The sequence below is a fragment of the Chryseobacterium suipulveris genome (assembly GCF_022811685.1).
In the GTDB taxonomy this organism is placed as follows: Bacteria; Bacteroidota; Bacteroidia; order Flavobacteriales; family Weeksellaceae; genus Kaistella; species Kaistella suipulveris.
Genome location: NZ_CP094532.1, coordinates 1,126,561 through 1,150,109 on the forward strand (window position 1 = coordinate 1,126,561; position 23,549 = coordinate 1,150,109).

The 23,549-nt window shown below is 41.0% G+C and carries 23 protein-coding genes; 17 read left to right on the top strand and 6 right to left on the bottom strand.

Going from position 1 to position 23,549, the window contains the following annotated elements; translation table 11 throughout:
- The first annotated feature begins 70 nt into the window (after positions 1–70).
- From MTP09_RS05250 to MTP09_RS05260, 3 genes are all read left to right on the top strand, one after another.
- A complete protein-coding gene (locus MTP09_RS05250) occupies positions 71–2,005 on the top strand; it encodes a M1 family aminopeptidase (protein ID WP_243550982.1) in 1,935 nt (644 codons plus the stop codon).
- A 165-nt stretch (positions 2,006–2,170) separates the two neighbouring features.
- On the top strand, positions 2,171–3,367 hold the full coding sequence (gene kbl, locus MTP09_RS05255) for a glycine C-acetyltransferase (protein ID WP_243550984.1): 1,197 nt from the start codon (positions 2,171–2,173) through the stop codon (positions 3,365–3,367).
- 102 nt (positions 3,368–3,469) lie between these two features.
- A complete protein-coding gene (locus tag MTP09_RS05260) occupies positions 3,470–3,898 on the top strand; it encodes a DUF4268 domain-containing protein (protein WP_243550986.1) in 429 nt (142 codons plus the stop codon).
- Between the two features lie 66 nt (positions 3,899–3,964).
- On the opposite strand, the gene gldG is transcribed toward MTP09_RS05260, so the two are convergent.
- The 4 genes from gldG to MTP09_RS05280 form a co-directional block, all read right to left on the bottom strand.
- The gene (gene gldG / locus MTP09_RS05265; RefSeq protein WP_243550987.1) at positions 3,965–5,623 is read right to left on the bottom strand and encodes a gliding motility-associated ABC transporter substrate-binding protein GldG; all 1,659 of its coding nucleotides are present in this window, start codon (positions 5,621–5,623) and stop codon (positions 3,965–3,967) included.
- An 8-nt stretch (positions 5,624–5,631) separates the two neighbouring features.
- Positions 5,632–6,360, bottom strand: a complete 729-nt coding sequence (locus MTP09_RS05270; protein WP_243550988.1) for an ABC transporter permease subunit — start codon at positions 6,358–6,360, stop codon at positions 5,632–5,634.
- Positions 6,361–6,732 (bottom strand): GxxExxY protein, encoded by a 372-nt coding sequence (locus MTP09_RS05275; RefSeq protein ID WP_243550989.1) that lies wholly within the window; start codon positions 6,730–6,732, stop codon positions 6,361–6,363.
- 171 nt (positions 6,733–6,903) lie between these two features.
- The gene (locus MTP09_RS05280; protein ID WP_243550990.1) at positions 6,904–7,452 is read right to left on the bottom strand and encodes a CopD family protein; all 549 of its coding nucleotides are present in this window, start codon (positions 7,450–7,452) and stop codon (positions 6,904–6,906) included.
- A gap of 163 nt (positions 7,453–7,615) precedes the next feature.
- On the opposite strand from MTP09_RS05280, the gene MTP09_RS05285 reads away from it, so the two are divergent.
- Positions 7,616–9,769, top strand: a complete 2,154-nt coding sequence (locus MTP09_RS05285) for a M12 family metallo-peptidase (protein ID WP_243550992.1) — start codon at positions 7,616–7,618, stop codon at positions 9,767–9,769.
- Positions 9,770–9,912: 143 nt separating this feature from the next.
- Positions 9,913–12,069, top strand: coding sequence for a M12 family metallo-peptidase (locus MTP09_RS05290; RefSeq protein ID WP_243550993.1), 2,157 nt, complete (start codon positions 9,913–9,915; stop codon positions 12,067–12,069).
- Between the two features lie 45 nt (positions 12,070–12,114).
- Here the strand turns inward: MTP09_RS05290 and MTP09_RS05295 are convergent, their stop codons facing one another.
- A complete protein-coding gene (locus MTP09_RS05295) occupies positions 12,115–12,942 on the bottom strand; it encodes an SAM hydrolase/SAM-dependent halogenase family protein (protein ID WP_243550995.1) in 828 nt (275 codons plus the stop codon).
- 124 nt (positions 12,943–13,066) lie between these two features.
- Here MTP09_RS05295 and MTP09_RS05300 point away from each other — a divergent pair, with 124 nt between their 5' ends.
- From MTP09_RS05300 to MTP09_RS05315, 4 genes are all read left to right on the top strand, one after another.
- Positions 13,067–14,026, top strand: a complete 960-nt coding sequence (locus MTP09_RS05300; RefSeq protein WP_243550996.1) for a PhoH family protein — start codon at positions 13,067–13,069, stop codon at positions 14,024–14,026.
- 147 nt (positions 14,027–14,173) lie between these two features.
- Positions 14,174–14,773, top strand: a complete 600-nt coding sequence (locus MTP09_RS05305; RefSeq protein WP_243550997.1) for an OmpW family outer membrane protein — start codon at positions 14,174–14,176, stop codon at positions 14,771–14,773.
- 82 nt (positions 14,774–14,855) lie between these two features.
- Positions 14,856–15,347 carry an outer membrane beta-barrel protein gene (locus tag MTP09_RS05310; protein WP_243550999.1) on the top strand — a complete coding sequence of 164 codons (492 nt, stop codon included), beginning with the start codon at positions 14,856–14,858 and terminating at the stop codon, positions 15,345–15,347.
- A gap of 93 nt (positions 15,348–15,440) precedes the next feature.
- The gene (locus MTP09_RS05315; protein ID WP_243551000.1) at positions 15,441–15,944 is read left to right on the top strand and encodes an outer membrane beta-barrel protein; all 504 of its coding nucleotides are present in this window, start codon (positions 15,441–15,443) and stop codon (positions 15,942–15,944) included.
- Between the two features lie 92 nt (positions 15,945–16,036).
- Here MTP09_RS05315 and ffh read toward each other — a convergent pair whose 3' ends face one another.
- Positions 16,037–17,404 carry a signal recognition particle protein gene (ffh, locus tag MTP09_RS05320; protein ID WP_243551001.1) on the bottom strand — a complete coding sequence of 456 codons (1,368 nt, stop codon included), beginning with the start codon at positions 17,402–17,404 and terminating at the stop codon, positions 16,037–16,039.
- Positions 17,405–17,567: 163 nt separating this feature from the next.
- Between ffh and MTP09_RS05325 the strand changes: the two genes are divergently transcribed.
- From MTP09_RS05325 to atpG, 8 genes are all read left to right on the top strand, one after another.
- Positions 17,568–17,843, top strand: a complete 276-nt coding sequence (locus tag MTP09_RS05325) for an AtpZ/AtpI family protein (protein WP_243551002.1) — start codon at positions 17,568–17,570, stop codon at positions 17,841–17,843.
- Entirely contained in the window at positions 17,827–18,237 is a 411-nt protein-coding gene (locus MTP09_RS05330; protein WP_243551003.1) for a hypothetical protein, read from the top strand. Before MTP09_RS05325 ends, MTP09_RS05330 begins: the two co-directional genes overlap by 17 nt.
- 146 nt (positions 18,238–18,383) lie before the next feature.
- A complete protein-coding gene (atpB, locus tag MTP09_RS05335; RefSeq protein WP_243551004.1) occupies positions 18,384–19,514 on the top strand; it encodes a F0F1 ATP synthase subunit A in 1,131 nt (376 codons plus the stop codon).
- Between the two features lie 113 nt (positions 19,515–19,627).
- Entirely contained in the window at positions 19,628–19,822 is a 195-nt protein-coding gene (atpE, locus tag MTP09_RS05340) for an ATP synthase F0 subunit C (protein ID WP_224136505.1), read from the top strand.
- Positions 19,823–19,925: 103 nt separating this feature from the next.
- Positions 19,926–20,423 carry a F0F1 ATP synthase subunit B gene (atpF, locus tag MTP09_RS05345; protein ID WP_243551005.1) on the top strand — a complete coding sequence of 166 codons (498 nt, stop codon included), beginning with the start codon at positions 19,926–19,928 and terminating at the stop codon, positions 20,421–20,423.
- 1 nt (position 20,424) lies between these two features.
- Positions 20,425–20,964: an ATP synthase F1 subunit delta gene (atpH, locus tag MTP09_RS05350; protein ID WP_243551007.1), complete on the top strand. Its 540-nt coding sequence runs from the start codon at positions 20,425–20,427 to the stop codon at positions 20,962–20,964.
- 18 nt (positions 20,965–20,982) lie between these two features.
- A complete protein-coding gene (atpA, locus tag MTP09_RS05355) occupies positions 20,983–22,560 on the top strand; it encodes a F0F1 ATP synthase subunit alpha (protein WP_243551008.1) in 1,578 nt (525 codons plus the stop codon).
- A 91-nt stretch (positions 22,561–22,651) separates the two neighbouring features.
- Positions 22,652–23,509, top strand: coding sequence for an ATP synthase F1 subunit gamma (gene atpG / locus MTP09_RS05360; protein WP_243551009.1), 858 nt, complete (start codon positions 22,652–22,654; stop codon positions 23,507–23,509).
- Positions 23,510–23,549 lie beyond the last annotated feature (40 nt).

The following is a 23,549-nucleotide window of genomic DNA, read 5'->3' on the forward strand; positions in this document are numbered from 1 at the left end:
AAATACAAGTTGGCCTTTCAATTTTATTGAAAGGTTTTTTTTATCTTTAGCCACAAAAATCATTATTAATATGAAAAAACTTTATATCATCGCATTTGCAGTTTTGTTTGCCAACCTTTTTTCCCAGAAGCACGAAGAAGCCGAGATGAAAAGCTTGATCAAGCAGGAACTGAACAGGTATTCTAAAATGATTGACTTCAACGTGAATCCGAATACCCTAAATTATGACCTAAAATATCAAAGGTTAGAACTGGACCTTGATCCTGCACAACATTTCGTGAGCGGAACTGTCACGAACCACTTTGTTCCCAATCAGGGAATATCGAGCATTTATTTCGATCTTTCGAACATGCTGGTTGTTTCTGAAGTAAAATACCGCGGCAATAATCTGAACTTTATCCAACTCAGCTCCAAAGAAGTGAAGATTGATTTCCCATCGACTTTACCGGCAGCAACTTTGGATTCCCTTTCCATCAAATATTCCGGAGCTCCAGATACAGGCGGAAGTGCTGGTGATGCTTTTACGATTTCCACACAGGGAGGAGTTCCCGCGCTTTACACGCTTTCCGAACCTTACGGCGCTCAGGAATGGTTCCCAACAAAGCAGAGTTTGAACGACAAGATTGAGAAAGTAGCACTGAAAATTACCACGCCGTCTCAGTATAATGTCGCTTCCAACGGGAAACTTATTTCGGAGACGATCTTGCCCAACAACAAAAAACTCACCTACTGGCAAACCAATTATCCGATTCCCGCCTATTTGATTGCTTTGGGAATTACCAATTATACCAAGTTGAATGACACGATGGGAAATCCGCCGTTTCCGTTTGTGAACTATGTGTATCCTTCTACCGCCAATAATTCAACTTCAATGTCAAATATCAACTGGACCAAGGAGATTATGAACATCTTTGAAAACTATTTTGGTCCATATCCTTATCGTTCGGAAAAATACGGTCACATGGAATTCGGATGGGGAGGCGGAATGGAGCATTCCACCATGTCTTCGATGGGAACTTGGGGAAGATCGATCATCGCACACGAACTGGCTCACCAATGGTTTGGCGACAAAGTTACTTGTGGCACATGGAACGACATCTGGATTAATGAAGGTTTCGCAACGTACGGACAGCATTTGGCAAACGAGAAATCACTGATGACCAATGCTCAGTTTAGGTCTTATTTGGCAAGCGAAATGGATTACATCACCAGTTCACCAAGTGGAAGCGTTTATGTGTCCGATGCCAATCTTTCTAACATCAACGCGATTTTCAGTGGAAGGTTAAGCTATTCTAAAGGTGGCTACATCCTTCGAATGATTAAGTGGATTTTGGGCGACGACGTTTTTTATCAGGCGCTGAAGGATTATCACGCCCGTCCCAATTTGGCTTATAATTACGCGGTAACTGCAGATTTCAAAAACTCATTGCTGCAATCGACCGGAAAGGATTTCACGGAATTCTTCAACGACTGGATTTACGGACAGGGTTATCCAACCTATCAAATCCGGTGGAACCAAACTGCTGATCAGAATTTGGTTATCAAGGCATCTCAAACTCAAAGTCACTCTTCGGTAAGTTTCTTTGAACTTCCGCTTCCGATCAAGGTGAACGGTACAGGAGGGCAGGTTGCGTATCTTGCTTTGGACCATACCTCGAACAACCAGATTTTCGTGAACCAGATCAGTTTCCCGATTGCGAGTATTCAGTTTAATTATGAATACCAGATTATTCAGAGAAATTCTTCTTTGCAAAAGGACACGACGCTTTTAGGTGTTGAGAATATCAACAAAAATGCGGTAAAAATATATCCAAATCCTGTAAAAAATGAACTTTCGGTTTCAGGAATTAAAGGGATTCAGCCATTTGAAATTTACTCAATTGACGGTAAGCTGGTGAAATCAGGAAGCTACAGTTCGGAAAGAAAAATAGATTTAGGAAATCTTGCCAAAGGAACTTATCTTTTGAAAATAGGTGATTCCAAAATGAAGTTTATTAAGGAATAACGAAAGCTGCAAAATGACACAAAGAACACGGAAGTTCCACTGAGTTCACAAAGAGGTGAGTACAACAAATCTTTGTTTCTCCTTTTATGGTTACAAACACCATACAAAAGCACTCGGAAATGAGTGCTTTTTTCGTAAATTAGCCATCACTTAAATTTCAAAATCATGATTTCTAAAAACTATCTGGAAACCCTTCAGAACGAACTACAAAATATCAAGAACGACGGACTTTTTAAAACCGAAAGAATCATTACTTCCCAACAGTCGGCTGAAATTGAAGCCAATGGAAAGAAGCTTCTGAACTTCTGCGCCAACAATTATCTGGGACTTTCAAACAATCCCGAAGTGATGAAGGCATCGCAGGATATGATCGAAAGCCACGGTTACGGAATGTCGTCGGTTCGTTTTATCTGCGGAACTCAGGATATCCATAAAAAGCTTGAAGAAAAGATCTCGAAGTTTTTAGGAATGGAGGACACGATTCTTTATGCAGCATGTTTCGATGCAAACGGCGGGGTTTTCGAACCATTGTTTTCAGAAGCTGACGCCATTATTTCTGATGAGCTGAACCACGCCTCAATTATTGATGGAGTACGGCTTTGCAAAGCAGCGAGATACCGCTACAAAAACAATGATATGGCGGATCTGGAAGAACAGTTGAAAGCAGCTTCCGAAAAAAATCACCGTTTCAAAATCATCGTTACCGACGGAGTTTTCTCGATGGACGGAATTGTTGCCAACTTGAAAGGAGTATGCGATTTGGCCGAGAAATACGATTGTTTGGTAATGGTCGATGATTCCCACGCAACGGGATTCATCGGAAAAACGGGTCGCGGAACTCACGAAGCCAACGAAGTGATGGGAAGGGTAGATATCATTACCTCGACTTTAGGGAAAGCTTTGGGCGGTGCTTTAGGTGGATTTACTTCTGGAAAAAAAGAAATCATCGATATGCTCAGACAGCGTTCGAGACCCTATTTGTTTTCGAATTCTTTAGCTCCAGGAATTGTGGGTGCGGCGATGAAAGTGCTCGACATGATATCTGATGATACCGCACTTCGTGACAAAGTCATGGAAAACGCGGAATATTTCAGAACCCAGATGAAATCGAAAGGTTTCGACATTCCCGACGGTGATGCCGCGATCGTTCCTGTGATGCTTTACGACGCACCATTATCCCAAAAAATGGCAGAAAAACTGATGGACGAAGGAATTTACGTGATCGGATTTTTCTATCCTGTAGTTCCTAAAGGAAAGGCGAGAATCCGCGTTCAGCTTTCCGCCGCTCACACCCGAGAACAGCTCGACAAAGCAATTGCAGCATTTGAAAAAGTGGGTAAGGAATTGGGAGTGATTTCGTGAAAAGAGCCAAGTAAAAAGAGCCAAGTATAAGAAGGCAGTTTCAAACTTGAAACCTGAAACTTGGAACCTGAAACTTAAAACGTCAAACCTCAAACTTTCTTAATGTTCTCCAAACAGGAAGCCCAACTTTTAAAAACTGAGTTTTGGACTGCCTTCGGAAAGAGTTTTCCGAGGAAGTGGATTTTGTATGATACCAAGATCAAGGATTTTTCTTTCAAATTTTCTGCGGACAACAAAAAAGCGGAAGTTTCCATCGACATTGAGATGAAGGACGAAATCTACCGAAACGCGTATTACGAGAAAATCTGGTCGCTCGAAGAAATGCTGAAGGAGGAAATCGGCGACTTCCACAAAGAAGAACATTACCCGCTTGAAAACGGAAAAGTAATCTCAAGAATTTGGGTGACCAAAGAAAACGTCTCCCTCTACAACAAAAATACATGGCAGGAAATCTTCGAATTCTTTGTCGAAAAAATGGACGGCTTCGAAAGGTTTTTCTGGGAGTACGAGGATTTTATTAAAGACGTGTGAAAGTCAATGCTCCAAACCACCCCGTCTTCAACGAAGTTGAAGACACCCCTCCAATGGAGGGGAATTTCAGCCGCCGAATCTCCGTTTTCTCAACCAAAAGAAAAGACCTCCTAAAATTCCGATAATACCCAATGGTAAAAGTAAATTGAACCATTGCCAGTTGGTTTTCTCCTCGTCGATTCTTTGTCGGTCGAGAAGTCGTGCCTCGATATTTCGGTTTCTCAATTCCATCAAGTTAGAATCGTCGAGCAGGAAATCGAGGGCGTTTCTCAGGAACTGTTCGTTGCCGTACCGCTGTTTGGTGAGCAAATCTTCACCGAGAGGAAGCGCATTTCCTTTAAAAATTTGGTTTCGACCAATATCGCCGTCTGCAATGACGATCATTTTATTTTCTGGACTTTGAGCTTTGAAGTTGGGGAAAGAGTTTCTCTCGCTTCGCTGTGAATAAGCGGAAGTGAATTTACCCTGTAAACTTACCGCGAAGATTTTCGGAGCAGTCGGTTTGTCGAATTCACTCAATGAGTCGGTGCGAACGATTTCAGCTAACGCGACATAATTCGGAACCTGTTTGATATTGGTTCTTTCGCTGGATTCGAACAGTACGTTGGTTTTGATTCCTTTTCTGCCCAAAGTGTCGATGGAAGTTGGGAATTCGAATTTTACAGGATTGATATTTTTGGTAATGGGATTTTTGCTTTCCGCAATTCCGAGAGGGAAGTAGGGCCAAAGAAACGAGCTGTATTGAGGGTTTCCTGCAATTTCACCAGAAACAATTCTGATGAGCGCGGATTTCTTCATATCCTTCACCAAACCTGCATTAATCCTTAAACCATAATTAAAGAAAAAGTCGCCCAAATTCGTATCCATCGGATATGCCATAATTTTTTTGGACTGGAACAGCGTGTCCATTTCGGCATTCACCGCATCGATCATCCACAAGGTTTTCCCGCCGTTCATAATATATTGGTCAAGGATCACTTTTTCGTTGTTGCTAAATGGTTTTCTGGGTTTTGCGATGACGAGCGCGTCCATTTTCTTCAACTTCGGAAAATCAGCCGTGGTGAGCTCCGTTCCGTTTTCGGGAATGATTGGACCTGCATTGTAATTGTCGAGTGCCATTTCCATGAAACCCTGAAAATGATCGGGACCCAGTTCGTCGTGGTTGATGAGTACACCGATGTTCTTTTTATGTTCCTCTGTAATCGATTTGATCTTGGAGGCAAAGTTATATTCCAGATTTTCGATGGATTTGCTGAGCTGTTCCGATGCGTCGATTCCACTTTGGTTGATGATTAAAGGTATGGAAGTTCCGTAAGAATTATATTTCAAAGTAGCGTAAGGAAACATCACGATTTCCGAGATTTTCCCGTCCTTCATATCGGGAAGGATCGAGGGCTGCATTCCCATCGCCGCCAAAGTGTCTTTCGACATTTTCGTCTTGATCGGATCGATTAATTTAAAGTCGATTTTCGGGTTGACCTTCCTGAATTCTTCAAGCATAAATTTGGTCTCATTCTGCAGCTGCCTGAAACTTGCCGGGAAATCGCCTTCAAGGTAAACATCCACTTCCAGAGGTTTTTTCACCGATTCCAGGATTTTTATGGTCGAGTTTGAAAGCGTGTATCTTTTTTCCTGCGTAAGATCGAACCGTTTCGAAAAAATTCCGAAAATGCCCATTAACAGGATAACCGCAGTGACTATAAATAAAACTATGTTCTTCTTCATCTTTGAAATTACTTTTTCTTTTCTACAAAAATTTTAGCCAAAAAAAGGCAGATTCCGATGACCAAAAGAAAATAGGAAACGTCTCTCGTGTCGATCAATCCACGGGTAAATCCGAGGAAATGCTGGTAGAAACCGAGGTTTGCCAAAACATAATCTGCTCCGCCCAAGAGTTTGTAGCTTGCAAGTTGCTCAATTCCGAAATAGAAGATGAAACAAAGAAAAACACCGAGCAAATACGCCATAATCTGGTTCTGGGAAAGCGAAGATGCCAAAATTCCTACCGCCGAAAAAGCCGCAGTTAAAACCATCAAGCCGAAATAGCTGCCAAAAGTTGCACCCAAGTCGATATTTCCCTGCGGAACTCCCAAAACATAAACCGTGTAAAGATAAACCAGCGATGGAAGCAGACACAGAATCCCAATAATCCAAACGGAAAGGAACTTACCGAGAATGATTTCGGAGATTTTCAGAGGTTGCGAAAAAAGCCAGTTGAGGGTGCCGCTTTGTTGTTCCTCCGCCAAAGTTCTCATGGAAATGGCGGGAATAATGAACATCATAAGCCAGGGAACAAGCACAAAGTAACTCTGCAAACTTGCGGTGCCGATTTCAAATATGTTGGAGTCGTTTTCGAAGAAAAACAGAAACAGCGTACCGATCAAGCTGAAAGCCGCGATGATGATCCACGCACTCCAGTTCCCGAAATAGCTCCAAAGTTCTTTTTTTAGTATTGCGATCATTTATCTAATTACTCTTTTTATTCCATTTTTTAAGACGGATTCATTGAAATTAAAAATCAGTCCCAGCTTAAAGTTTCCAAATTTTAAATATGTAAGGGTTTGCGCGATATGGTTTTCTTTAATGTCTTCGACAGTTTTTAGTTCAATTACCACTTTTTCTTCAACGATGATATCAATCCTATATCCTTTGTCGATAATCTTACCTTTGTAAACAATCGGCAATACTACTTCTCGTCTTGCGCTTATTCCATTGAGGTCCAATTCGTAAAGCAGACATTCTTGATAAGCCGATTTCAGTAAACCTGGTCCTAAATTTCGGTGCACTTCAATAGCGCATCCAATAATAATGTTTGATAATTCGTTTTCGGTCATGGTTTTTTTTGATCACAAAGTTCCCGAAGGATTTTCACAAAATTCTCAAAGTTTTTCGGCCTCAAAGGCGCGTCGCTTGTTTAAGGGCAACGTTTTGATCAAACCTTTTAAAGCGAAGTGTCCTCAAAAACAAAATCTTTGTAACTCCGTGGATCTTTCGAATTCTTTGTGTTATGAGCTTCTATTCTTATTCACCAGCTTCACCGTCATCATAATTAGAATTACCAAAACGACAAATCCCGTGATTAATTGCCACCAATACTCGATCACCATCGATTTCAGAATGACCGTGAAAACGACGAGGAAGAGGATGAAGGTTGCGATTTCGTTCTGCTGCCGCAGTTTGATGTTTCTGATCGGCAATATGCCACCTTCCAGTTTTTTGAGCTGCAGGACTTTCTTCCAGCACCAGTAGTGGTAAAAAGCCAGTGCGACAAGAAACGTGAGTTTCAGGTAAAACCAGGGCATTTTCATCAATCCGAAATTTAGAAAGATCATCACCAAACCGCTCAAAAGCATTATAACTCCTGCAGGAATAATGATGATGTTCCAAAGTCTTCGCGACATAAACACGTATTGCTCACGAAGAATTTTCGCCTTGTTTTCGTCAAAATTATCAGTATCTTTATAGTACACAAAAAGCCGCACGAGATAGAAGATTCCCGCGAAATAACTGACCATAAAAATAATGTGGATTGCTTTGGTGATGGTGTAAAGCATCTGAATAATTTAGGTGCAAAGATAATTAAAGATTTTTAGGATATGGGAAAAGGCGTTACTATAAAATTCTTTTAATTATGTTAAAATGTTTAAGTTTGGACATTATCTCGTTTTTTTTTAGTTTTTTTGTCAATCGAAAAATTTTATTAAATATTTAAGTATTATGAAGAGAATTTTCCAATTGTGTTTCACTTTGGCAATTTTTTCTGCAGGGTTTTCGCAGAATTTAAAGCCGGTGGCGCAAAAAGTAAAAAATTCGCAAACAGCAAAGAAAACGTTTGTAAAGTATGACCTTTTTACTGCAGACCGTTCCAGCCAAAAGCAGGCGATGTACAAAGCTGCGGCTGAAGATATTACGGTGATGCAGCTGAACAAATCCGAGGTGCAGAGAATCAACACCGAAAGACCGGAAGCTCTTGAAATGAGTTTCCCGTTTGAAGGGCAAAATCTTACCTTGGAATTGGTGAGAAATAATTTCCTTACCAATGATTTTAGTGTGACTACCGACAAAGGAGCGGCTAACTATACCCCGGGAGTTTATTATTATGGAATCGTAAAAGGAGACTACGAATCGCTTGTTGCAATTAGTTTCTTCAAAGACCAAGTAATGGGAGTTACTTCCATCAAAGACGTGGGGAACGTAGTTTTAGGAAAAGCAAATAATTCTGATGACTATGTTTCTTACAACGATTTTAAACTGAAGGGAACCAATCCATTTGCATGTGGTGCAGACGATCTTCCAGAAAACAAAACCGCGGCTCCATCTTTTGATCCGGAAACCATGACTGCCGCCATGACCACCAACTGTGTGAGAGTATATTATGAAGTGGGTTACGGTCCCTATACGCAGAACGGATCTAACGTTACTACTACAACCAACTGGGTAACCGCAATGCATAATAATATTTCGACACTATATGCGAATGACGGAATGACAATGTCACTTAGCAATGTAATGGTTTGGACTACAACAGACCCTTATACAGGACAACCTAATCAGATTCTTGCGCAGTTCCGTTCAACAAGGCCTACTTTCAACGGTGATATCGGTCAGTTGGTAAGAAATCCTGCAACTACAAGTATCGCCTATCTTGATACACTTTGTACAGGTTCTAACCACTCTTATTCAGGGGTAAATCAATTTTATTCAAACGTACCGACTTATTCCTGGAACATTATGGCGATGGCTCATGAAATGGGGCACAACTTAGGATCGCCTCACACTCATGCCTGTAGATGGAACGGTAACAATACTGCGATCGATGGTTGTGGACCCGCTGCAGGTGCCGATGAAGGATGTACCGCGCCTTTACCAGCAAAAGGTGGAACAATCATGAGCTACTGTCACTTGGTTTCATCGGTTGGTGTGAATTTCTTGAATGGCTTTGGTCCACAACCGGGAGCTTTAATCAGAAGCAGAATCAATTCAAGTGCATGTTTGGGTACCGACTGTGTTAATCCATGTGCGGTTACTGCCACTGGACTTACTGTAAACTCGGTTACAACAAATTCTGCAACTGCAACCATTTCAGACGCAACCGGTACAAGCTGGAGATACGTATTGTCAAAAACCGATGGAACTGTAATTACATCTGCAGTTACTACCAACAAAGTTTTGAATTTGACCAACCTAACGCCTGGTTCCTTCTACTTCCTGTCTATTGGTCCTGAATGTACAGGTCCGGAAGCTTACCAGTTCAGACAGCTGATCTTCACAGATGCAGATTGGTGCTCAGGAACTTTATTTACCGATTCTGGTGGTGAAACTGGAAACTATACTGACGGTGAAAACTGGGTTAAGACTTTCTACCCAAACAATCCAACGGATAAACTTAAACTTACTTTTACAGAGTTTAATACTGAGCCGGCAAGCGATTACATGATTGTTTATAACGGGCCAAGTGTTGCATCACCAAGGTTCCCGGGTCCTGCTACACAAAGTGGTACTACAATTCCAGGTCCTTACCAGTCAACTCACGCTACAGGTGCGATTACCGTAAGATTTATCTCTAACGGATCGGGTAATCAAACCGGTTGGAAAGGAAATTTTGAGTGTATTACTTTGGGAACAAAAGAGTCTTCGGCGATGAATGATGTAAATATCTATCCGAATACAACTAAAGGAACGTTTACCATTAGCTCCAAAGACAAGATTCTTTCTTACCAGGTATTTGATTCTTCAGGTAAATCTGTCTCGGTTTCAAACCAGTTGAGTTCTTCCAAAGAAATCCTCGACTTATCGAAACTTCCTGCAGGAACTTACCTTGTTCAGGTAAAAACAGCTAATGCAACTGTTAGCAAGAAAGTGATTAAATAATCATAGAGATTAATTTCAGGCCGGTTCTATTTCAGAACCGGCTTTTTTATTTTGAACAGGTTTGGCGATATTGTTAAAATGTTGAATTAGCAGTAGATTCTCATTTATTTTTACTTTTTTTGTAGGTGCTAAATCTATTCATCATGAAAAAAACTCTACAATTGTTCTTTGTTTTCATTTTTGTGAATCTTGTCTTTTCTCAGAATCTGAAACCAATTGCACAAAAAGTGCAAAATGCAACAAATGATAAGAAATCATTTGTTAGATATGATCTCTTTACAGAAGACCTCTCACCGCTAAAAAAAGCGCAATATAATAAAGCCGCGGAAGGAGTGACGGTTTTGAATATTCAACAAGCTGAAATTCAGCGATTAATTTCTGAAAGACCGGATGCCATGGAAATTAGTTTCCCCTTTGAAGGAGAAACCATCCATTTAGAATTGGTAAAGAGCGATATCTTCACCCATGATTTTAAGGTGAATACAGATAAAGGTTATGCTAATTATTCGCCGGGAGTTTATTACCATGGGATTGTTAAAGGGGATTATGAATCTGTGGCTGCTTTCAGTTTCTTCCAGGAAGGAGCTTATGGTGTAGCTTCTGTAAAAAATGTGGGGAATATCGTGTTAGGAAAAGCAAAAAATTCCAATGATTACGTTTCCTACAATGACCAAAAATTGAAAGGAGAGAATCCTTTTTCATGCAGTGCTGATGAGCTTCCCGAAAATAAGGCCAACCATATTTCTTTTGATCCCGGTGCTGTTTCTTCAAAGAAAACAGATAACTGTGTCCGGATTTATTACGAAGCGGGTTATGGTCCATATACCCAGAATGGTTCAAACGTTACTACTGCAGCAAACTGGGTAACTGCAATGCACAACAATATTTCAACACTATATGCGAACGACGGAATCACCGTGGCTTTGAGCGAGGTTTTTGTATGGACGACGACAGATCCGTTTTCCGGTTCGCCTTCGCAGATACTTAACCAGTTCAGAAATTATCGAACAAGTTTTAATGGAGACGTTGCACAGCTGCTCCGAAATCCAGCAACTACAAGTATTGCGTGGGTTAATGCACTTTGCTCTGCCTACAAATATTCTTATTCCGGTGTAAACTTTAATTACGAGAATGTTCCAACCTATTCGTGGAATATCGAAGCGATGACTCACGAAATTGGGCACAACCTCGGTTCGCCGCATACACATGCATGTGCGTGGAACGGAAACAATACCGCTATCGACGGTTGCGGTCCGGCTTCCGGAAACAACGAGGGCTGTAACGCTCCACTGCCTACAAACGGTGGAACAATTATGAGTTACTGCCATCTTGTATCTTCAGTGGGGATTAACTTTGCCAATGGTTTTGGAGCGCAACCAGGAGCTTTGATCAGAAATACGATCAATTCCAAAGGTTGTCTCGGAACCGATTGTATTACTTCTTGCGCATCCACTATTTCTGCTTTGGAGATGACGAATATCGGACAAAATTCTGCAACCGTAACCATTGTGGATCCTGCTGGAACCAACTGGAAATACAGGGTTCTGAAAATGGACGGCACTGTCATTTCAAACGGAACTACAACTAACAAAGTGATTAATATTACGAATCTTCAACCCAATACTTATTATAATGTCAAGGTTGGTACCGACTGTTCCGGACCGGAAGCTTTTGCGTACGAACAACTCGTGCTTACCGATACAATCTGGTGTAATGCTGGTGTGATCTTTACTGATACAGGAGGCGAAGCAGGAAATTATGGCGATACAGAAACTTTGATCAAAACCTTTTATCCTTCGAATTCGGCTTCGGTAATGAAAATGACATTTACCCAGTTCGCAACTGAGGCAGATTATGATTTTATGGATGTGTACAATGGTCCAAGTACGGCTTCACCGAAATTTGCTAATGGAAGTCAGCTCAGCGGGAATACGATTCCTGGTCCTTTTATTTCGACTCATTCAACAGGGGCGATAACCGTGAAGTTTGTTTCCGATCCAGGATTAAATATGGCGGGTTGGAAGGCGACTTTCGATTGTCTTAATTTGGCGACCGGAGAAAATTCTGTTTCTTCCTCCATTAATATCGTAAAATCTGATTCAAAAGGACAGTTTAAAGTAACCTCTAAACAGAGAATTCTTTTTTATGAAGTGTTTGATTCTTCGGGGAAAATGGTTAAAAAACAGGGCGATATCAACGCGGTAGAGGCAAGAATCGATCTGTCCGCTTTCCCGAGAGGAAATTATATCATTTCAGTGATGACGACTTCTGAAACAGCAGTGAAAAAAGTAATAAAATAAAGGTTAAGATAAATAGAGATACCGGTTCACAAGAGCCGGTATTTTTTATTGAAATTCGATAAAGATATTTTCGCCGATATTCATGCCGAGCAAAGTTTTGGCACCGCTCAGAATATTGCCTTTGTAAATGGTCAGTTCGAGCAATCCCGCCGCGTTGAAGATCGCAGCCGATTTTCCGTGGTATTCATGCTCGTTTTCCCAGTCGCTTACTACATCGGTGTATCGGTCATAGATTTTTGTCAAAGCCAGATTCCTGAATTTCAGGATAAAGTTTTCAAGAACCAATCCGTTTTGCTCCAGGAATTTTTTGCTAATGTTTGAAACCACATTCCCAAAGTTGTCGATATAGAGTATTTCGCCGATAATCATTTTTTCACTCTCATTAAATACCGGTTTTGGGAATGAAAGCTGTTTTGGATTCTTAAATTTTCTGCCGATTACTTCAGGCAAGCCACCGTTCTGGAGGTGTACAGCAACGGGAGCAAAAATATCGATGGAGGTGAAATTGACCTCGTCGTCAAAACGGTTGTTGAAGGTGATTTCGTACATCGCTTCAGGTTTCTGGTCAAAGAAAATCAAGCTCAGAACGCCGTTGTCTGCCGCAATGAAGTAATGTCCGTCCGCTTTATAGAGGATGCATTTTCTTTCTTTCCGGAAAAAGCTGTCAACAGAAATGATGTGCACCGTTCCTTCAGGAAAGAAAGGGTACGCGTTTCTTACAATATACGCGGTCTGCATAAGGTTGTACGCCTGGATTTCATGCGAGATATCTATAATTCTTGCATCTTCCTTCAAACTCAGGATCTTGCCTTTGATCGAGGCAACTCGGTGATCGACTAATCCATAATCTGATGTAAGGGTAATAACGGGCATGAAGAAAATTAGGATAGCGCAAATTTAAGCCAAAAAATTATTTTTATCTTAATGTGGAAAAGTAAAACCCGAAATTCAAAATAAATTTGATACTTTTAGAACAATTAAAACAATAAAAAAATAAATGTTCGAACTGAATTACGAAATCACGGGCATCGATGCCAAAATTTTCTACGGAGTCAACAACCAATTCTTTAACCTGCTGAAATCAAGTTTTCCCACACTGAAAATTACGGGAAGGGATCATTTCATCTTCGCCATGGGAAACCAAGAAGTATTGGATATTCTGAAGAATAAGCTTGACGATATCGTGAATTTCATTTCCAAAAATAACAACATCACGCTGAAAGATATCGAAAACATCCTGAACATTAAAGACGAGCAGGAAAAGCAGCTGGTCTTCGATCAGGACATCATCGTCAAAGGAGTGAACGGTAAAGTTATCAAAGCGAAAACCACCAATCTGAAAAAGCTGGTGAAGGAAAGCGAGAAAAAGGACATGGTTTTCGCGATTGGTCCTGCCGGAACCGGGAAAACCTATACCAGTGTCGCACTTGCTGTGCGAGCTTTGAAGGAGAAAGAAGTAAAGCGAATTATTCTTACAAGACCCGCTGTGGAAGCAGGGGAGAGTCTCGGTTTCCTTCCAGGAGATCTCAAAGAGAAGCTTGATCCATATTTACAGCCGCTTTACGATGCTTTGCGCGATATGATTCCCCACGAGAAACTCGAAGGTTTCATTGAGAAAAGGGTGATCGAAGTCGCCCCGCTTGCTTTTATGCGCGGAAGAACTTTGGATGAAGCATTTGTAATTTTAGATGAGGCCCAGAACACCACCCATTCTCAAATGAAGATGTTTCTCACCAGAATGGGGATGAATGCCAAATTCATCATCACCGGAGATCCAAGTCAAGTCGATTTGCCGATGAAGCAGAAATCTGGATTAAGGGAGGCGATGCGGATTTTAAAGGATGTCGCCGAAATCGGATTCGTGCACTTAACAGAGGAAGACGTAGTGAGACACCCAGTTGTTAAGAAAATCATCCTTGCCTATAATAAAGAGGAAAAAAGAATGCGCGACGAGTAGTTACTAACATTTCCACATTGAGCTACATAACGTAATTTATTTTAGTATTAAAGATGTCTTGCGTAAAATCTTTTATAAATTTTGTTAATAATTTATTAATTAAAAAATAAATTTTATATTTGTTGCACAATTTAAATATTTTTAATCATGAAAAAATTATTTTTAGCAGGTGCTTTGGCACTTTTTGGAGTGATGAACGCTCAAACCGAGAAAGGATCTTGGGTAATAGGTGGTTCTACAACTTTAGGGTTTAACAGTGTTTCTACAAAGTACAGCGGTGGTGGTCAATCAGCAGATGGACCTACAGTTAGTACTATAACAGTTACGCCATCCGTAGGTTATTTTGTAATTGACAAATTAGCTGTTGGTGTGGATCTGGGTGTCACTTCAATTACCTCAAAGCAGGGAAACACCAAAGATACTGTTTCATCTTTTACAGTCATGCCTACAGGAACTTATTATTTCCGCAATGCAGGTAATATTATTCCTTATGTTGGCGCAGGAGTTGGATATGGATCTGTGACACAATCTGGCACATATAATAATCAATCCGTATCAGACTCAGAAAGCGGGTTTGCATGGAAAGCAAAAGGAGGTTTGGTTTATTTGATTAACCAAACTGTAGGAATTGATTTAGGAGTAGGTTATAATCAGTTTACAAGCAAGAAAAACTATAGTGGAGTCGATGTTACTACTCAAGTTGGTACTATAGGTGCAAATTTAGGTTTTTCTTTATTTTTGAAGTAATTAACTCATTTGAGATAAATCCATCCCGAATCCCACCGATTCGGGATTTTTATTATCTTTAGCCAAAAATTAAACTCTTGCTATGAAAAAAATCTTCTTTCTGGGGATGTTGATTGCGTTCGGTTTTTCTAATGCGCAGGTTAAATTCGGGATCAATGGCGGTTTCGCTTCCGCAACGGTTTCGGACAAATATGATGACTTGACGGCGGGTTATTATGCAGGGCTTTTTACGGAGATCGGTTTGGGAGCATTCGCGCTTCAGCCGGCAGTAAATTATGTGAGGATCAACAAGGATTCTTATGTTCAGATTCCGGTGATGATGAAATTTTACTTCGTTCCTAAAGTTAATGTACAGGTAGGTCCACAGTTTGCGTTCCGCACCGGACAGGTTCCTGCAACGATGAACAAGACCAATTTCGGAGTCGCAGTCGGTTTGGGAGCGGATCTGGTAAAGGGATTGTTTATCGAAGGCAGATACGCTTTCCAACTGAATAATGCGCTCAACAGTCCACCTTCAGGACAAAAACTGCATTTCAACCTTTTCAATGTCGGACTTGGTTTACGACTGAACTGATAGGATTCCCGAATCGTTTTTGATTCGGGATATTTCGTAATGGTTTAGATTTTGTATGTTAAAAAATATTAACAACATTAAAAAAATAAAATTATGAAAAATGCGATTTTGGCTGCAGCGCTTCTTGTTTCTGCAGTAAGTTTTGGGCAAAGAGCACAGAAAGGTGAATTTCAACTGAACGCAGGTGTTGCGCTACCAAGTCATTATTCCGATAACGTAGGTCTGTACGCAGGTTTTGACTACGGAATCCATAAAGACATTACTTTGGGTGCGGAAGCAAGATTCGGTGGGAAAGATTACGGCAATAACTGGAACGGCAGATGGTTCGGAATCGGTATCAACGGAAACTACCACTTCAACTCCTTGATCGGAATTCCTAATAACTGGGATTTTTACGCGGGTCCAACAATCGGTTTCAATACTTTTACTTGGAAGGACAAAAACAATAATTTTGCTGAGCCCTACAAATCAAATGTAGCAATTTCTGCACAGGTTGGAGGAAGATATTTTATCACCAACAATTTTGCGTTGAACGCTGAAGCGAACGCAGGTGATCTCTTCAACGGAGGAAAATTCGGTATCACCTACAAATTCTAAACCCTCAGAAGAAATTAAAAAAAATTCCCGAATCATTCTCGATCCGGGAATTTTTGTATTCGTAATTCGTAATTCGTATTTCGTACTTTGCCTTATCGTCCAAACAGGTTTCCGCCCATTCCAGGCATTTTCGGCATTCCTTTGCTCATCATTTCCATCATCTGTTTTCCTTGCGGTCCCTGCATCATCTTCATCATTTTTCCCATCTGTTCAAACTGCTTCATCAGTTGGTTCACATCCTCGATTTTTCTTCCGGAACCTTTCGCGATTCTGTTTTTTCTTTGGGTATTGATAATTGATGGGCGTCTTCTTTCATCCGGCGTCATCGAGTGGATGATGGCTTCGATATGTTTAAAGGCGTCGTCGTTAATGTCTACATCTTTAATCGCTTTGCCAACTCCAGGAATCATCCCCATCAAATCCTTCATATTCCCCATTTTCTTGATCTGGTTGATTTGCTTCAAGAAGTCGTCGAATCCGAATTCGTTCTTAGCAATTTTCTTGTGGAGTTTCTTTGCCTCTTCTTCGTCGAACTGTTCCTGAGCTCTTTCTACAAGGGAAACTACATCACCCATTCCCAAGATTCTATCCGCCATTCTTTCGGGGTAGAACAGATCGAGTGCCTCCATTTTTTCGCCTGTCGAAATAAACTTGATTGGTTTCTCCACAACGGAACGAATCGTTAAAGCAGCACCACCACGAGTATCACCATCTAATTTGGTTAAAACAACTCCATCGAAATTCAGTGCTTCGTTGAACGCTTTCGCCGTGTTTACCGCGTCTTGTCCCGTCATGGAATCCACAACGAAAAGGGTTTCATTCGGCTTGATGAAATAATGCACGGATTTAATCTCGTTCATCATCTGCTCATCAATCGCCAAACGTCCCGCTGTATCGACGATCACTACATCGTGGTTGTTTTCTTTGGCAAACTTCACCGCGTTTTCAGCAATTACAGAAGGGTTTGTTGCGCCCGGTTCGGTATAAACTGGGATTCCGGTTTGTTCGCCTAAGATTTTCAGCTGGTCGATTGCGGCCGGTCTGTAAACGTCACAAGCAACCAATAAGGGTTTCTTGCTTCTTTTCTGTTTTAAGTAATTGGCGAGTTTTCCGGAGAAAGTCGTCTTACCCGAACCTTGAAGTCCTGCAATCAAAATCACACTTGGTTTCCCGGAAAGGTTGATTCCTTCCTGTGTTCCGCCCATCAAATCCACGAGTTCGTCGTGAACGATTTTTGTCATCAATTGTCCCGGAGTTAACGAAGTGAGAACGTTCTGTCCCAATGCTTTATCCTGAACTCTTTTGGTTAAATCTTTGGCGACTTTATAGTTCACATCGGCGTCAACCAACGCTCGGCGGATTTCCTTAACCGTTTCTGCAACGTTGATTTCGGTGATTTTCCCACGTCCGGAAATATTATGGAGGGCTTTGTCTAATTTATCCTGTAAACTGTTGAACATTGTTTTTTGTTTAAGATTTGCAAAAATAGGGAATTTTGATGATATTCTTTTGTTGATGTATTACAAGAACGGGTGGTGGATTTTATTTCGTTCTAATTTTTATAGACATCGCATCAATACGGTGGGGAAAAAATATATTCCCTATTTTTGCAAAAACAAAAAAATGCCAGACAACCACCAAAATAACGACGGTTTCACACCGGAAGACGAAAAGAAATTCGCCGCGAACAGTCTGCGTCAGTACGGGGTTTATTCCGGAATTGTGTTCCAGATGCTCGCGACGATGGGGCTCGCTTTCTGGGGCGGGAAAAAACTGAACGACCATTTCGGGATCGAGAATAATCTGTTGACTGTCGGTATTGGTTTTTTGGGGATGGGACTCGCTTTCTACAATTTATTGAAACAACTGAAAAATGTACAGAATGAAGATAAAAAATAACACCTTATATATTATCCTTTATTTCTTGATGTTTTTCATCCACTTCGGGATTTGGCAATTTCTGGAGGTGGGTTTCGAGACGACCTTCATTAAATACTATCTTTTCCTCACGGTACTTTTTATGATGGTGATTACCATTCTGTCGATTATCAAGAAAATTTATCCGACCTATATCGGTTTTGCGTTTATGGGATTGGTAATGTTTAAACTGATGGTGATGTTTTTAATTATGAAAAAACTGAACCTAAGCGAAGTTCCCAATTACAAAATCCAGTTCATCGTTCCTTATCTGATTTCTCTTTTGCTTGAAACTTTATATTCGGTGAAGCTCATCCGGACAGAGGATTTTTCTCACTTGAAAAAAGAGGAGGGAGAGGAAGAAACGGTGGAATAATTTCATCAGTAAATAAATTGACGTTTTCAATGATTTTTTTGGTGAGCAATTCCCACAATTCTGAACTGAAAAAAATCAGTAAACTTTGGCTTTTTTATTCTGATAATTTGTTCTATTTTTGCAAAACTTTAAAATAAGATATATCAATGCTGAAAAGAGTAGTACTTGTATTAGGTTTTTTATCGACATTTTCCCTTGCAAATGCACAGCACGAAACAGCTACAGCAACTGCAGCACCACATGAAACTGAAGCAAACGCACCCCTTTCTGAAAAGGAGCAGTCTCTCGAAGAAGTGAACGCCTTCAAGCAGCACCACCTTCTGGATTCGCACAGCTTCAACATCATGGTTGAGAAAAAAGCCGACGGTACTGAAAAGCCAATTGGTTTCCCGCTTCCTGTGATTTTCTACGATCCTGCGAACGGACTCCACACAATGATGAGTTCAGCATTTGATGGCGACAAAGTTGTTGAGAGCAACGGCGGCCACTACAAACTTTACCACGAAAAAATTGTAAAAACCGACGCTTCAGGTACCATCACTTACGATGAAAACCATCACGCAACCAACGAAAAAGTCTGGGATTTCTCGATCACCAAAAGTGTTTTAATGATTCTTGTGACTGCACTTCTGATGCTTTGGATTTTCGGTTCGATGGCAAAAAATTACAAGAAATCTCTTGTTCCTTCCGGATTCGGAAAACTGATGGAACCCGTTATTCTTTTCGTGAGAGACGATATCGCAAAACCAAACATCGGGCACAATTACAAGAAATACATGAGCTACTTGCTTACCGTGTTTTTCTTCATCCTTTTCCTGAACCTTTTCGGTTTGATGCCGTTCGGAATTAACGTTACAGGAAATATTGCTATTACACTGGCTTTAGCTTTAATCACATTCTTCATCACTCAGTTTACAGCTAACAAAAACTATTGGCAGCACATCTTCTGGATGCCGGGAGTTCCAATTCCGATGAAACTGGTTATGTTGCCGATCGAGGTTTTGGGAATGTTTATCAAGCCGTTCTCGCTTCTGATCCGTCTCTTTGCAAACATGTCTGCAGGTCACTTGATCGTGATGAGTTTGATCGGATTGATTTATGTGTTCAAAAATGTGATCGCAGGAGTTGCGTTCCCGTTCCTGACTTTCGTATTGTATTTACTGGAAGTTTTGGTAGCGTTCCTTCAAGCGTATATCTTCACCATGCTTTCTGCGGTATATTTCGGGATGGCAAATGAGGAGCACGGACACGAAGGTGAAGAGGGAAGGGCTCATTAATTAAAGAGCCAAGGTAATAGAGTCAAGAGCCAAAGTAAAAAAGTCAATTTTTTGAATTTTGAGTTCGGAATTTTGAATTAAATATTTAGACTAATTTTTTAAAATTATATATTATGGAAATGCCAAAAATCATTGGTGCAGGTTTAGTTGTAATCGGAACAGGTATCGGTATCGGTAAGATCGGTGCTGCTGCTTTGGAAGGTATGGCTAGACAACCAGAACAAGCTGGTAAACTTCAGACTGCGATGTTGATCGCTGCAGCTCTTGTAGAAGGGGTTGCGTTCGCTGCATTGTTCGCAGTAAACTAAGAAGTTGCAAACAAAATTTTCATCTGCCGGGAACGGTTGGTTACGGCAGATGATCTTTTTAAAAAATTAAAAAAACAATTACAATATTTTATCATAACTCATTATGGGATTATTAGAAAATTTTTCATCAGGTCTATTTATCATTCAGTCGGTTATATTCCTAATCCTGATTTTTGTCCTAAAAAAGTTCGCGTGGAAACCAATTATGGACGCCGTGAATGAAAGAGAGGTAACCATCGTTGACTCGCTGAACCAGGCAAAATTGGCAAAACAGGAAGTACAGAACCTGAAAGCTGAAAACGAGCACATCATCCGTGAAGCGAAGATTGAGCGCGACAACATCCTGAAAGAAGCCAGAGAAATCAAAGACAGAATCGTAGGTGAAGCCAAAGACGCTGCAAAAGCGGAAGGCGACAAAATGATCGAGCAGGCAAGACAGTCGATTCAGGCAGAGAAAACTGCTGCAATGGCAGATATCAAAAACCAGATCGGCGCACTTTCTGTAAACATCGCAGAATCGATCCTGAAGCAAAAGCTTGACAACGACGGAGCGCAGAATGCTTTGGTGGAAAATATTCTTAACAAATCTAACCTGAACTAAAATGCTCACATCTAAAGTAGCAAAAAGATACGCGCAAGGTTTGCTTAATTTCACGCAGGATTCGGGAAGCACGAATTCGATTTTTGGTGAAATGGGCGACGTTGTGAAAACCATCTCCAATTCCCGCGAGTTGCAGAATTTCTTCAATTCCCCGATTATCGAGCAGAAGAAGAAAGCAAGTGTTGCAGGTGAGATCTTCAAAGGATTTTCGCCAGTTACGCAAAATCTGATCCAGTTGGTCATCAAACACGGAAGAGAAGGACAGCTGCAGAATATCGCCCAGGAATTCATCAACAAAGTGGAGGATATGAACGGAGTTCAAAGAATTACGCTCACTTCCGCAACCCAGCTTTCCGGAGAGAATATCAATAATATCCTTAAATCTACAAACCTGGTTAATCACGACAATAAGTTCGACGTGAAGTCCATTATCAACCCAGAGATTTTGGGTGGGTACATTCTGAGAGTCGGCGACCAGCAAGTAGATGCATCAGTGAGAACCAAACTGAACAAACTGAAAAAAGAATTTCAATTAAATTAAGACAAAAACAACCATAAAATGGCAGAAATAAATCCGGCAGAAGTGTCTGCAATTCTTAAACAGCAGTTGGCAAACTTCGATACACAGGCAAATGTGGAAGAAGTGGGAACTGTTTTGACCATCGGTGATGGTATCGCTTTAGTGTACGGTTTAGAAAATGTTCAGTACGGGGAACTGGTTAAATTCCAGAGCGGTATTGAAGGAATCGTACTGAACCTTGCAGAAGACAACGTGGGTGTTGCACTTCTGGGTGAGTCAAAATTAGTTAAGGAAGGTGATACGGTAAACAGAACCAACAGAATTTCATCCATCAAAGTTGGTGAGGGAATGTTGGGAAGAGTAGTAGATACCCTCGGAAATCCAATCGACGGAAAAGGACCAATTACTGGTGATCTTTATGAAATGCCGTTGGAAAGAAAAGCTCCTGGTGTAATCTTCAGACAGCCGGTAAACGAGCCGCTTCAAACAGGGATTGTTGCAATCGACTCCATGATTCCGATCGGAAGGGGACAGAGAGAGCTGATCATCGGTGACCGTCAAACCGGGAAAACTACCGTTGCAATCGACACGATCCTTAACCAAAAAGAATTCTACGATGCTGGTCAACCGGTATTCTGTATCTATGTTGCAGTTGGGCAGAAAGGTTCTACTGTAGCACAAATCGTTCAAACATTGGCAGATAAGGGAGCTTTAGCTTATACCGTAGTTGTAGCTGCAAATGCTTCTGACCCTTCACCAATGCAGGTTTACGCACCAATGGCGGGAGCTGCGATCGGCGAATATTTCCGTGATACAGGAAGACCTGCTTTGATTATTTATGATGACTTATCAAAACAAGCGGTAGCTTACCGTGAGCTTTCTCTACTTTTGAGAAGACCACCGGGACGTGAAGCTTATCCGGGTGACGTTTTCTACCTTCACTCAAGATTGTTGGAAAGAGCGGCGAAAGTAATTGCTGACGACACCATTGCTTCACAGATGAACGACTTGCCGGAATCTTTGAGACCAATGGTTAAAGGTGGCGGTTCATTAACAGCACTTCCGATTATCGAAACTCAAGCGGGTGACGTTTCCGCATATATCCCGACCAACGTAATTTCGATTACCGACGGACAGATCTTCTTGGAATCAGATTTATTTAACTCCGGAGTTCGTCCTGCAATCAATGTAGGTATTTCTGTATCGAGAGTAGGAGGTAACGCTCAGATTAAATCGATGAAAAAAGTTTCCGGTACATTGAAACTTGACCAAGCTCAGTATAAAGAATTGGAAGCGTTTGCGAAATTCGGTTCCGACCTCGATGCTTCTACACTTGCGGTAATTACTAAAGGTGAGAAAAACGTGGAAATCCTGAAACAGCCGGTGAACTCTCCATTGAGAGTTGAAGATCAGGTGGCGATGGTTTACGCGGGTACCGAAAACCTCTTGAGAAATGTTCCTGTAAGAAAGGTAAAAGAATTCATGAAAGAATACACCGAATTCTTGAAAACCAAGCATCCTGAAACAATGGCTGCGATCAAATCAGGAAAAATTGACAATGCTGTAACCGATGTATTGAAGCAGTCGGCAACAGATTTAGCGTCGAAATACAACTAAAATAATTGTTTGAAATTTGATATTGTTTGATGTAATTTGAACAATATCAAATTCGTCAAACTTTCAAACAATATCAAACCTTATTTAAGGAATGGCAAATTTAAAGGAAATACGCGGAAGAATTACTTCCATCTCTTCTACAATGCAGATTACGAGTGCGATGAAAATGGTTTCGGCAGCGAAACTAAAGAAAGCAACCGATGCCATTGTAATGTTGAGACCTTACTCGGAAAAATTGCAGGAAATTATCGAGAACGTAAGTTCCACAACCGATTTGGAGGAAGTTGCAACCTACACCGCTGAAAGAGAAGTGAAAAAAGTGCTCTTCATCGTGGTGACTTCAAACAAAGGACTTGCCGGTGCTTTCAACTCTTCCGTAATTAAGGAGCTGAACCACCAAATCAGCAATTCTCAGCACGAAGTGGAGATACTTTCTGTCGGGAAGAAAGTTTATGATGCCGTAAGAAGAAGCAGAAATGTTTACGACAACCAGAGTGCGATTTTCGATTCGATGAGCTTTGAGCGTGTTTCCAACTTTATGGAGCAGGTGATGAGGGATTACAGAGAAGGTCGTTTCGACAAGGTTTTTGTGATCTACAACAAGTTCATCAACGCGGCAACGCAGGAAGTGAAGACAGAGCAGGTGCTCCCAATCGCAATGGCAGAGAAAGCCGGTGATGCCAACACCGACTATATTTTTGAGCCGAATGCGAAAGAAATTCTTGATGTGTTGATTCCTAAATCAATCAAAACTCAGGTTTACAAATCTGTTTTGGATTCGGTAGCATCAGAACACGGCGCGAGAATGACAGCGATGCACAAAGCGACGGACAACGCTCAAGCTTTGAAAAACGACCTCGTTATTTTCTACAACAAGGCACGTCAAGCTGCGATTACCAACGAAATCCTCGAGATTGTAGGTGGAGCGGAAGCGCTGAAGAATTCTTAGGAAGATTTCTTAAATACAAATACAAAAGCACCGAAAATTT